This is a genomic window from Rahnella sp. BIGb0603, from assembly GCF_024808755.1.
GTDB classification, from domain to species: domain Bacteria; phylum Pseudomonadota; class Gammaproteobacteria; order Enterobacterales; family Enterobacteriaceae; genus Rahnella; species Rahnella contaminans.
This window is the reverse complement of record NZ_JANUEX010000001.1, coordinates 325,418-337,429: the sequence shown is the minus strand read 5'-3', so window position 1 is coordinate 337,429 and position 12,012 is coordinate 325,418. Positions and strand designations below refer to the sequence as shown.

The 12,012-nt window shown below is 53.6% G+C and carries 12 protein-coding genes; 9 read left to right on the top strand and 3 right to left on the bottom strand.

The features are described from left to right. Positions 1 to 46: 46 nt before the first annotated feature. Positions 47 to 1,051, bottom strand: coding sequence for a phage shock protein operon transcriptional activator (gene pspF, locus M2403_RS01555; protein ID WP_165056939.1), 1,005 nt, complete (start codon positions 1,049 to 1,051; stop codon positions 47 to 49). 233 nt (positions 1,052 to 1,284) lie between these two features. Here pspF and pspA point away from each other — a divergent pair, with 233 nt between their 5' ends. The 6 genes from pspA to M2403_RS01525 all read left to right on the top strand — a co-directional run bounded on the left by pspA (position 1,285) and on the right by M2403_RS01525 (position 5,392). Further along, a complete protein-coding gene (gene pspA / locus M2403_RS01550; protein ID WP_152325756.1) occupies positions 1,285 to 1,956 on the top strand; it encodes a phage shock protein PspA in 672 nt (223 codons plus the stop codon). Positions 1,957 to 2,035: 79 nt separating this feature from the next. After that, a complete protein-coding gene (gene pspB / locus M2403_RS01545) occupies positions 2,036 to 2,263 on the top strand; it encodes an envelope stress response membrane protein PspB (RefSeq protein WP_152325757.1) in 228 nt (75 codons plus the stop codon). Further along, positions 2,263 to 2,622: an envelope stress response membrane protein PspC gene (gene pspC, locus M2403_RS01540; protein WP_152325758.1), complete on the top strand. Its 360-nt coding sequence runs from the start codon at positions 2,263 to 2,265 to the stop codon at positions 2,620 to 2,622. The genes pspB and pspC overlap by 1 nt, the downstream gene beginning before the upstream one ends. Before the next feature lie 82 nt (positions 2,623 to 2,704). Continuing rightward, positions 2,705 to 2,956 (top strand): phage shock protein PspD, encoded by a 252-nt coding sequence (locus M2403_RS01535; RefSeq protein ID WP_259228428.1) that lies wholly within the window; start codon positions 2,705 to 2,707, stop codon positions 2,954 to 2,956. Continuing rightward, positions 2,931 to 4,328, top strand: coding sequence for a YcjX family protein (locus M2403_RS01530; RefSeq protein ID WP_259228426.1), 1,398 nt, complete (start codon positions 2,931 to 2,933; stop codon positions 4,326 to 4,328). The genes M2403_RS01535 and M2403_RS01530 overlap by 26 nt, the downstream gene beginning before the upstream one ends. Beyond that, positions 4,325 to 5,392: a YcjF family protein gene (locus tag M2403_RS01525; RefSeq protein WP_259228425.1), complete on the top strand. Its 1,068-nt coding sequence runs from the start codon at positions 4,325 to 4,327 to the stop codon at positions 5,390 to 5,392. The genes M2403_RS01530 and M2403_RS01525 overlap by 4 nt, the downstream gene beginning before the upstream one ends. Positions 5,393 to 5,484: 92 nt before the next feature. On the opposite strand, the gene M2403_RS01520 is transcribed toward M2403_RS01525, so the two are convergent. Further along, positions 5,485 to 5,676 carry a hypothetical protein gene (locus tag M2403_RS01520; RefSeq protein ID WP_015697753.1) on the bottom strand — a complete coding sequence of 64 codons (192 nt, stop codon included), beginning with the start codon at positions 5,674 to 5,676 and terminating at the stop codon, positions 5,485 to 5,487. Positions 5,677 to 6,099: 423 nt separating this feature from the next. Between M2403_RS01520 and M2403_RS01515 the strand changes: the two genes are divergently transcribed. The 3 genes from M2403_RS01515 (at position 6,100) to hemB (ending at position 10,659) form a co-directional block, all read left to right on the top strand. Continuing rightward, on the top strand, positions 6,100 to 7,386 hold the full coding sequence (locus M2403_RS01515; RefSeq protein WP_152325762.1) for an HlyD family secretion protein: 1,287 nt from the start codon (positions 6,100 to 6,102) through the stop codon (positions 7,384 to 7,386). Continuing rightward, on the top strand, positions 7,373 to 9,472 hold the full coding sequence (locus M2403_RS01510; RefSeq protein WP_259228420.1) for a peptidase domain-containing ABC transporter: 2,100 nt from the start codon (positions 7,373 to 7,375) through the stop codon (positions 9,470 to 9,472). The genes M2403_RS01515 and M2403_RS01510 overlap by 14 nt, the downstream gene beginning before the upstream one ends. Positions 9,473 to 9,684: 212 nt before the next feature. Then, positions 9,685 to 10,659, top strand: coding sequence for a porphobilinogen synthase (gene hemB, locus M2403_RS01505; protein WP_152325764.1), 975 nt, complete (start codon positions 9,685 to 9,687; stop codon positions 10,657 to 10,659). A gap of 46 nt (positions 10,660 to 10,705) precedes the next feature. On the opposite strand, the gene M2403_RS01500 is transcribed toward hemB, so the two are convergent. Continuing rightward, entirely contained in the window at positions 10,706 to 12,001 is a 1,296-nt protein-coding gene (locus tag M2403_RS01500; protein ID WP_259228417.1) for an MFS transporter, read from the bottom strand. Positions 12,002 to 12,012: the final 11 nt, after the last annotated feature.

The window sequence follows — 12,012 nt, the reverse complement described above, 5'->3', positions numbered from 1 at the left end:
GTATTACTTAGCCAGCTCGGGTGCTGGCTTTTTTTTTGCCTGTTATTCAGTCACTTTCCTGCGTATTAACCTGTATCCCGTGCTTTTTCAACATTCCGCGTAACTGATGATACGTCACGTTAAGCAGCTCAGCGGCCTTGCGCTGGTTGAAACGCGCCTGCCGCAACGCCTGTTCAATCAGATTTTTTTCCTGACCGGTGACCCACTGTTTTAAATCCAGCGGCAATGCTGGTAACGAAATACTCTCACGCGGTTCCTCCGGTGCGGAATACGCTGCCCGCTGAGCAAACGGATTCAGAATAATGTTATCCAGCGGAAAATCGCTGGTGCCGTGCCGGTACATCGAGCGCTCCACGACGTTTTTCAGTTCGCGGATATTGCCCGGCCAGCGATAGCGCATCAGCGTTTCGCGGGCATGTTCGGTAAAACCGGGGAACAGCGGCAGAGAAAGTTCGCGGCACATCTGGATGGCAAAATGCTCAGCCAGCAACATGATGTCCTGCTGGCGCTCACGCAGCGGCGGAAGCTGAACGACGTCAAACGCCAGGCGGTCAAGCAAATCCGCGCGGAATTTTCCGGCGGCGGCCAGTGCCGGAAGATCATCATTCGTCGCACATACCAGCCGCACATCGACCTGTAACGGCTGGCTGCCGCCGACGCGTTCCAGATGTCCGTATTCGATCACGCGTAATAATTTTTCCTGCACCAGCATTGGCGCGGTCGCCAGTTCATCGAGAAACAACGTTCCGCCGTCCGCGCGTTCAAAGCGTCCGAGATGACGTTTCTGCGCGCCGGTAAACGCGCCCGCTTCATGGCCAAACAGTTCGGAATCCAGCAGGTTTTCATTGAGCGCCGCACAGTTGAGCGAAATGAACGGCCCCTGCCAGCGCGGCGACAGATAATGCAGACGGTGCGCAATCAGCTCTTTACCACTGCCGCGTTCACCGGTCACCAGTACCGGCTTATTCAGTTTCGCCAGCTGCGAAACCTGTTCCAGCACCTCAATAAAGGCGTTGGCTTCACCGAGCAAATTGTCTGTGTTATCCGTCATTTGGCATTCCTTGTGTGGTGAAACACACTAACTCTTAGTGAAATTACTCATCTCGAAAAATAAGCATAGCAGAGACGAAGATAAAAAATTCAATTTATTCATGCAGATAATGATTTTAAAAAGTTGGCACGGATCCTGATATAGGTTTATCGCCGCAGTTGAAAATTTTCCTGCGGATTTGACCGGTAATCATTTGGCCGGAAACCAAACAGAAACAAAGAGGAATTTCGATTATGGGTATTTTTTCTCGCTTCGCTGACATCATTAACGCCAACATCAACACCTTGCTGGATAAAGCAGAAGATCCGCAAAAACTTGTTCGTCTGATGATTCAGGAAATGGAAGACACGCTGGTGGAACTGCGTTCAACCTCCGCCCGTGCGCTGGCAGAAAAGAAACAGCTGATCCGCCGCATTGATCAGGGTGAATCCCAGCAGATTGAATGGCAGGACAAAGCCGAACTGGCCCTGCGTAAAGACAAAGACGATCTGGCGCGTGCTGCGCTGATTGAGAAACAGAAATTGACCGAGCTGGTGGCGACGCTGAAGAACGAAGTGACCGTCGTAGAAGAAACGCTGGATCGCATGAAGTCCGAAATTGGTGAACTGGAAAGCAAACTGACTGAAACCCGTGCCCGCCAGCAGGCGCTGACATTACGTCACCAGGCGGCAGCCTCTTCGCGTGACGTTCGTCGTCAGCTCGACAGCGGTAAAATTGATGAAGCGATGGCGCGTTTTGAGCAGTTCGAACGCCGCATTGATCATATGGAAGCAGAAGCGGAAAGCGTCAGTATTGGCAAAAAGAAATCGCTGGATCAGCAGTTTGCTGAGCTGAAAGCTGACGATGAAATCAGCGCGCAAATTGCTGCCCTGAAAGCCAAAATGAACGGTAATCAGGACGCGTAATTTTCCGGTAAACCTGCCTGTCCGCAGGCAGGTTGCGGAGTTCCTGCACCATAAGACTCATCAGAATTAAGGATAAATAATGAGCTTCCTGTTTTTAGCAATTCCGCTGACTATTTTTGTTTTATTTGTGGCGCCTGTTTGGTTGTGGCTTCACTACAGCAATCGCCAGCAAAATGGCAGTCAGCTCAGTCAGCATGAGATACAAAATCTCACCAGCCTGACGCATGAAGCGCAACGCATGCGCGAACGTATTCAGGCGCTGGAAGAAATTCTCGATGCCGAACATCCCGGCTGGAGGAATTCATAATGGCGAACCGAATGTCTGAACGAAAACTCTACCGCGTGCCGGAAGAGGGCGTGATAAAAGGCGTTCTGGCCGGGCTGGCGCACTATCTGGGCGTACCGGTAAAACTGCTGAGGATTATGGCGGTATTGTCTGTGTTTTTCGGCTTATTCATGTTCACTTTTGTGGCGTACGTGATCCTCAGCTATGTGTTGGATCCGATGCCTGCCAGTGAATTTGAAGGCGAGAACGCGCCTTCTCCGCGTAACCTGCTGGAAGAGGCTGACCGCGAACTGAAAGCCAGCGAACAGCGTTTGCGACAGGTCGAGCGTTACGTGACCTCGGAAACCTTCGGCGTACGCAGCCGTTTCCGCCAGCTCTAATTTTCTCTTCACCGCTTTACCTCTGCTGCCGGACATTGTTCCGGCTGCTTTTTCCCTCTCACGTCCCGCTTAAGGAATCTTTATGACCCGTTACCTGAATTCCTCGCTGCCGGGTAAGCGCAGCCTGTTTTCAAAAATTTTCAGCGTTATCATTACGCTGGCGCTGACGTTCGGTCCTGCCGGACTGGCAGCGCGTGTGCTGGGCGTGGTGGGAAAAGGGCCACTCCGGTATGTTTTAGCACTATTATTAGAACCGTTATTTAAACGTATTCTTACCGTGCTGTTTGGGCGCTACGCCAGGGAGAGCAATGAAAAGACTACAAAACGACTTTAATTCACTGATCAATCGCGGCATGGACAGGCATCTGCGGCTGGCTGTTACCGGATTAAGCCGCAGCGGTAAAACCGCTTTCATTACCGCCTTCGTTAACCAGCTTTTACATATGCACAGCGGCGCACGTTTACCGCTGTTTTCGGCTGCCCGCGAGGAGCGGCTGCTTGGCGTGAAACGCGTCCCGCAGCGGGATCTGGGTGTGTCGCGCTTTGCTTATGACCAAGGGCTGGCAGCACTTTACGGTACGCCGCCTGCGTGGCCAACGCCGACCCGTGGCGTCAGCGAAATCCGGCTGGCGCTGCGTTATCGCTCCAACGATTCCCTGCTTCGCCACTTCAAAGACACCTCGACGCTGTATCTGGAAATTGTCGATTATCCGGGCGAATGGCTGCTGGATTTGCCGATGCTGGAGCAAAATTATCTCGACTGGTCACGCCAGATGGCGGGGCTGTTGCAGGGTGATCGCGCACAATGGGCGAAGCCGTGGCTCGAACTGTGCCAGCAATGCGACCCGCTGGCACCTGCCGATGAAAATCTGCTGGGCGCGATTGCGCAGGCGTATACCGATTACCTGATCCGCTGCAAAACCGAAGGCTTGCACTTTATCCAGCCGGGGCGTTTTGTTTTGCCGGGGGATTTAGCCGGCGCGCCCGCATTGCAGTTTTTCCCGTGGCCGGAAATGCATCAGTACAGCGACGCACAGCTGGTACAGGCGGATAAAAATAGCAATCTCGGCATGCTGCGCGCGCGGTTTGATTATTACTGCCAGAACATCGTGAAAGGTTTTTATAAAGATCACTTTGTGAAATTTGACCGTCAGATCGTGCTGGTGGATTGCCTGCAACCGCTTAACAGCGGGCCGCAGGCGTTCAGCGATATGCGCCTCGCACTGACGCAACTGATGCAAAGTTTCCACTACGGCAAACGTACGCTGTTCCGCCGCCTGTTTAATCCGTGCATCGACAAACTGATGTTTGCGGCCACCAAAGCCGACCACATTACCGGCGATCAGCATGCGAACCTGGTGTCGCTGTTGCAGCAACTGGTGCAGGAAGCCTGGCAAAATGCGGCCTTCGAAGGCATCAGCATGGATTGCGCCGGGCTGGCCTCCGTTCAGGCGACAGAAACCGGCAGGGTGGAATATCAGGGGCAAAGTTTGCCAGCGCTGAAAGGCCAACGCTTGCAGGATGGCGCGCCGCTGACGGTGTTCCCCGGCGAAGTGCCTGCGCGTTTGCCGGGCGCGGCGTTCTGGCAAAAACAGGGGTTTCATTTTGACGAGTTTCGTCCGCGCGAAATGAGCGTGGACACGCCGTTGCCGCACATCCGTCTGGATGCGGTAATGGAGTTTTTACTGGGAGATAAAATGCGATGAGCGAACCGATAAAACCACGTATCGATTTTGAAACGGAATTAAAAGCGCCTGCGGATCCGGTGATCAGACCGGCGCTGACCTTTGACGAAATGATTTCAGAACGCTTTACTCCGGTGACCGTCGAAACCGACGAACAGCAGGAAGAGGGCGAAGCCGAAGCCGTACTCAGCCATGCGCTCAAACCGCGCCGCAGTTTTTGGGGCAAAATTGTACGTCTTGGCGTTGCGGTGCTGGGCATCAGCGTGGTCGCGCAGGGCGTGCAATGGGTGCATCAGGCGTGGGTTCAGCAGGATTGGGTGGCGCTCGGTGCCTGCACGGCAGGCGGCCTGATTATCGTCGCCGGTGTTGGATCCGTGGCGACTGAATGGCGTCGCCTGTATCGTCTGCGTCAGCGTGCCGATGAGCGCGATGAGGCGCGTGAATTGATGCACAGCCACGGAACAGGAAAGGGGCGGGCGTTTTGCGAAAAACTGGCGGCACAAGCCGGGCTCGATAACAGCCATCCGGCGCTGCAACGCTGGCAGGCGTCACTGCACGAAACGCAAAATGACCGCGAAGTGGTCGAGCTTTATGCCCGTCTGGTTCAGCCGGTACTCGACGCACAGGCGCGTCGCGAAATCAGCCATTCGGCGGCCGAATCTGCGCTGATGATTGCCGTCAGCCCGCTGGCGCTGGTCGATATGGCCTTTATCGCCTGGCGCAACCTGCGTCTGGTCAACCGCATCGCCGTGCTTTATGGCATTGAGCTTGGCTATTACAGCCGCATTCGTCTGTTCCGTCTGGTGCTGCTGAATATGGCTTTTGCCGGTGCGTCCGAACTGGTACGCGAAGTGGGGATGGACTGGATGTCGCAGGATCTGGCGGCGCGGCTATCTGCCCGTGCTGCACAGGGCATCGGTGCCGGATTGCTCACTGCACGTCTGGGTATCAAAACCATGGAGCTCTGCCGTCCGCTGCCGTGGCTTGAAGGCGATAAACCCAAACTGGGTGATTTTCGCAAAGAACTTATCGGCAAGCTGAAAAACAGCATGGTGAAGAGCGATAAAACCAAAGCGGGCGTTTGATTGTCCGTGGATATAAAGATTTCCTGCTGATATAAAAAAGCCCCGCGTGAGCGGGGCTTGTATTACTCTGAATAACCTTTAAAGACTGAAAACTAGGTCGTCAGATAGTTCTGTGCTTTAGCAAGACCATCGGAAATTTGTGAATACGCTTTGTTCACCGCATTACTGGTGTCACTTACCGCGTCCTGACCAAAGCTTGATAGGCGATCGGCAACTTTATTCACATCTTCCGACCAACCCGCACCATTAACCATTTCAATATCATGTTCTGTTAATTGTTTCATCTTAGGCCTTCCTTTTAATCTGTTAAAGCAAGTCCCCTTAAAAACCGGGGGCGATGAAAACATTGAGTAATGCTATGGAGATAATTTCTACGCAATGTCTTCACGGGGATTAAGCCTAGAGCACTGGCGGCGGAATTTGACTAGGAATAATCTCCTAAGTGGAATGTTATACGCAACTCATTGTTTCTATATATAAAAATACTTTATAAAATCTGATTTATTAATTTCACGTATAAAAAATAATCGAATAACTCCGGGTGAATAATGCCTGTGACAAAAAGTTATTTAATATTACGGCGTAACTGTCTCTGTGCGTTAATACCTCCGGGCGATGTTTCAGAGTAATCGCGGTGGCAGGAGGCTTTCAGGCTGCTATCTTTCAACGATTCTGTTTTTACAGCCTGTGCTTCCGGAACCAAAAATATGCTCTTTCGCAAAGAGGTCAATGAACATCAGCAAAACCACTGGACGGGTAAAGCATTATTACTCGCTGGCTGGCCGTTATGGATTGTGACCTCGCTGACCACTCTTTTTCTTATTTCTTTACTGATATTCCTAATCTTCACTAATTACACCCGGCGTATAAACGTCAGCGGTGAAATTATCACTCAGCCGCACAGCATTAATTTGTTCAGCCCGGAACAGGGGGTGATCACTAAACTGTATGTCGATACCGGCAAGCCGGTGAAAAAGGGTCAGCCGCTGTATGAAATTGACGTCAGCCGCGTGACGCAGGCAGGCAATGTCAGTACCACCACGCTCGCCGCCATCAAAAAACAGCGTGAGCAAATTGACTCGATTGTCGCTCAGCTTGAGCACAATAAGCAGGAAACGCTGCAAAACCTGCAACAGCAGTTAGAGCAGTATGAGAAAGCGCATCAGGTTTCGCAGAGCATGGTCGATTCCGCGCAGGAAGGGCTGGATGCCATGAAAAAAAGCATGCAGAACTACGGCGCGTATCAGAAGAAAGGCCTCATCAATACCGACCAGCTGAATAACCAGCGCTACCTGTTTTACCAGCAGCAAACCTCGTTCCAGAGCCTGAACACTCAGGCGATTCAGGAGGCCTTGCAGATCACCAATCTGCGCAGCGAACTGGTGACGCGCGCCGCCGAGTTTGATAATCAGATTTCGCAGTACGGCTACCAGCGCAACGATCTGGAGCGTCAGCTGGCGCAGGCCGATGCGAAAGGTTCCCTGCTGATCACCGCGCCGACCTCCGGTAAAATCTCCTCGCTGAGCGTCACTCCCGGACAGATGGTGAATGCAGGCGACAGTCTGGCGCAGCTGGTGCCTGCCAGTAATTCTCCGTTCTTCCTCGTCGCCTGGCTGCCCAATGAAAGCGTGCCTTACGTCAAAGCCGGTGAGCACATTAATATCCGTTACGAAGCCTATCCGTTTGAAAAATATGGTCAGTTCCCCGGTAAGGTGGAATCAATCTCTTCTGCACCGGTTTCTGAGCAGGAACTGAATTCCTACGCCAGCGCGCCGCGTACGGCAAACGGCACGGTCAGCGGACCTTATTACAAAGTGATTGTTTCACTGGATAAAAAAGCGATGGACTGGCACGGCGAGACGCTGAATTTATCCAGCGGCATGAAAGCCGAATCAACCTTATTCCTGGAGAAAAGGCCGCTGTATCAGTGGATGTTGTCTCCGTATTACAGCATGAAGAAAAGCGTGGTGGGGCCAATTAATGAATCTCGATAACGTACGGGAGCTGGCTGACCGCCTGCACTTTAGCTGGCGCCACCGGGTGCCGCAGATTATACAAACAGAAGCCGCTGAATGCGGGCTGGCCAGTCTGGCGATGGTGTTTGGCTATCACGGAAAACATGTTGATTTGCAGAGTCTGCGTCAGCACTACGGCATTTCATCGCGGGGTGCGACGCTGCGCACGCTGATGGATATCGCCACGGCGAATGAGATGAAATCCCGCGCGCTGAAGCTCGATATTGACGAACTGAATGCGCTGAAAACGCCGTGTATTTTGCACTGGGATCTCAATCATTTCGTGGTACTGGTCGGCGTGAAGCAGGGCAAGGTGGTTATTCACGATCCGGCGTTTGGCCGTCGCTCGCTGGGCATGCGGGAGGTTTCCGAACACTTCACCGGCGTGGCGCTGGAGTTGTGGCCGGATAACGGTTTTACCTCTGAAAAACCGCGCGTACGGCTCGATTTGCGCAAAATGATGGGCAACGTCAGCGGGCTTATTCCGGCGCTGACCAAAATCTTCTGCCTGTCGCTGATGATCGAATCGGTCAATCTGTTGCTGCCGGTCGGCATGCAGCTGGTGATGGATCACGTGATCCCGGCGAAAGACCCTGATTTACTGACGCTGATTTGCCTCGGCTTGCTGTTCTTCATCATTTTCCGCACCGGCGTCAGTATGCTGCGCGCCTGGACCTCGCTGGTGATGAGTACGCTGATTGACGTGCAGTGGAAAGCGCGGCTGTTCGACCATCTGCTCAAACTGCCGCTCGATTATTTTGAAAAGCGCAAACTCGGCGACATTCAGTCACGCTTCACCTCGCTCGACACGCTGCGTACCACACTGACCACCAACGTCGTCAACAGTATTATCGACGGTATTATGTCGGTCGGGCTGATCGTGATGATGGTGTTGTACGGCGGCTGGCTGATTTGGGTGATCCTCGGCTTTACGGCGATTTACGTGGTGTTCCGTCTGACAACCTATAACGCCTACCGCCAGGTGTCGGAAGAACAAATCGTTAAAGGTGCGCGTGCCGGCTCGCACTTTATGGAAACGCTTTACGGCATCAGCACGCTGAAGGCGCTCGGTTTATCGAAAGCCCGCGCCAATTTCTGGCTGAATCTGAACATTGATAACGCCAATGCGACGGTGCGCAAAACCAAATTTGAAATGATGTTTACCGGCGGTAATACGTTGATCGCCACGCTCGATCAGGTCGCGCTGCTGTGGCTCGGTGCAACGCAGGTGATTGACGGGCATATGACGCTTGGGATGTTCGTGGCATTTAACACTTATCGCGGGCAGTTTTCCGAACGTGCGGCCAATCTGCTGAATATGATGTTACAGTTGCGGATGTTGTCCCTGCATCGCGACCGTATCGCCGATATCGCACTGACGGAGACTGAAAAATCCCTGCCGGAACGTGAATTGCTGCGGGCCGGCGAGGCAGCGTCACTGGATGTGCGGGATCTGGTTTTCCAGTACGACAGCCTGTCCGCACCGCTGATTAACGGCCTGAATCTGTCGGTGGCGGCGGGGGAAAGCGTGGCCATCACCGGGCCGTCGGGGCAGGGCAAAACCACGCTGATGAAAATCATGACCGGTTTGCTGACGCCGACCGAAGGCCGCATTCTCATCAACGGAATGGATATCACCACCGCCGGGCTGAACAATTACCGCAGCTGCATCGCCTGTGTGTTACAGGATGATACGTTGTTCGCCGGTTCCATCGGCGAGAACATTGCCAGCTTTGATGAGCAGAAAGACGAAGCGCGGATTATCGACTGCGCCCGCCGTTGTAATATTCACGACGATATCGAACGTATGCCGATGGGCTATGAAACACTGATCAGCGAACTGGGCGGCAGCTTGTCCGGCGGGCAGAAACAGCGCTTGCTGATTGCCCGCGCGTTATACCGTCGTCCGGCGATCCTGTTCCTCGATGAAGCCACCAGCCATCTGGATCTGGACAACGAAATGCGCATCAACCAGGCGATCAGTGAACTGGATATTACGCGGATATTTATCGCGCACCGGCCATCGACGATTGCTTCAGCAGACAGGGAAGTTAAGCTGGGATAACACTTTCCGGCGATCCCCGGAATTGGGATCGCCTTTCCAATAATGCCACCTCTGTTACATCTCCTCACGGAAAGTTCATCATTTGTTTAAAAGTTATTATAAAATGCGGGCTTCATCGTCTGACGGCGCTGCATTGCCTCCTGCCGTCTGAACTGTCTGCGCTCCTGTTTCTAAAAAATATCAGCGCAACAGACTAATTTTTAGGAGTTTTCATGTCGAATCAGTTCCCGAGCTCACGCCTTCGCCGCCTGAGACAGTCCGAATCCCTGCGCACTCTCTTTCAGGAAACTGAATTTAGCGTCAACGATCTGGTACTGCCGATTTTCGTAGAAGAAGAGACCTCTGAATACGTACCGATCGAAGCCATGCCTGGTGTGCTGCGCATTCCTGAATCCCGCCTGGCGTTTGAAATCGAACGCTACGCCCGCGCCGGTATCCGCTCGGTCATGACGTTTGGCATCTCGCATCATATGGATGCCACCGGCAGCGACACCTGGAACGAAAACGGTCTGGTCGCCCGTATGGCGCGCATCTGTAAAGACACCGTGCCGGAAATGATCGTCATGTCCGACACCTGTTTCTGCGAATACACCTCGCACGGGCACTGCGGCGTGCTGCACGACCACGGCGTGGATAACGACGCCACGCTGATCAATCTCGGCAAACAGGCTGTGGTTGCCGCTGCCGCCGGTGCAGATTTCATTGCGCCATCCGCCGCACAGGACGGTCAGGTGCAGGCCATCCGCAGCGCGCTGGATGAAGCCGGATTTATTGACACCTCGATCATGGCGTATTCCACCAAGTTCGCATCCTCAATGTACGGTCCGTTCCGTGAAGCGGGCGGCAGCGTGCTTAAAGGCAACCGCAAGCAATATCAGATGAACCCGATGAACCGCCGCGAAGCCGTGCGTGAGTCGCTGATGGATGAGCAGGAAGGGGCGGATGCGCTGATGGTGAAACCCGCTGGCGCGTATCTGGATGTGATCCGCGATATCCGCGAGGCTTCCCGCCTGCCACTGGCGGCGTATCAGGTCAGCGGCGAATACGCGATGATCAAGTTCGCGGCTCAGGCCGGTGCCATCGACGAACGCGCCGTGGTGCGTGAAAGCCTGGGCGCGATTAAACGTGCAGGCGCAGATATTATTCTGACGTACTTTGCGATGGATATTGCCGAGCAGGGGCTGTAATTTCTGCTCCCGCTGCAAACAAAAACCGGGCTTTCGCCCGGTTTTTTTATGTCCTTGCGGCAGAACCGGCGGGCAGGGTTCCGCTTCTGACTTTGGCAGGATGTCCCGGTTGCTCCACTTTGACCATCACCGTCAGCACGGCGGCGACCAGATACAGCGCGGTATAGACCCAGACCACACCTTCGATGTCGAAGAACGGCAGCACAATCGAGGCAACGGCCGGTGCAACAAAATTACTCAGGCCCGCGGAAAGGTTATAAATCGAGATTGCCGCGCCTTTGTGATTGGGTTCCAGAACCGGGAAGACGGCGGTCATCGGCACGAAAGCCGCAACGGTGATACCCAGCATGACGGCGGGGATCAGCGCCACCCAGAAGTTATGTCCTGCCCAGACCGGCAGATAATAGAATGCCAGGCTGGATATCGCGCAGCCGATACAACCGAACCAGCGCACCTGCCGCAGCCAGCCAATTTTCTCCCCTAACACGCCCCACATCACGTTGGTAAAAATCGTCACGAAGAAGAATACCGCCCAGATTTGCAGCCATTCCGACATGGTAAAACCCAGCCGTCCGACAAACAGCATCGGCATGATCACCGCAAAACCGAACAGGGAGATCGTATTAATAATGCGGATCAGGCATGACATAAAAATATTGCGGTTGGTGAATAAAATCGTCACCGCGCGGCTCAGTTCGCCGAGCTTTTCTTTCGGTGTCAGACTGGCTTTACTGCCGGGTTTCCCAACATTGCGTAGCAGGATCATCGCCATGAGTCCGCCAGCAACCACCCACGCAATCGCAAACCATAACGTGCCGGTTTCGCCCATAAAGGGAATGGTGAAACTGGGCAGATAACTGCCGATACAGCCGATGCCAATGGAGTACATCGCCCAGAACCAGCCCATCGCAGAGGAGAGATTTTGTTTCGGCACGGTCTGCACAACCAGCATTACAAAGGAGTAAATAAACAGCGGATAGGCCAGCCCGCGGATACCATAAAACAGCAGCATCAGCGGATAATTTTTCATCCCCAGACCAAACAGCATAAACAGCACATGCATCACCACCCAGAGTATAAAGCCGATGCGCATCGCTTTTTGCGGCGTAATGATTTCCGCCACCACGCCGGAACTCCACGCCGCCAGCGCCGCCGCCAGACCGTAAACCGTAAAGACCACGGCAGATTCAGAGGCGGTGAAACCCATATCAATAATATGTTTGGAGAGGAACGCCATTTCGAAGCCGTCGCCGCTCATGAAAAGCGCAATGGCGATATAGCCCCAGAAAAGATTCATCGGCAGACCGAACCAGTGGGTGCGCGGTTTGTGTAGATCGTGCATGTCAGACTCCT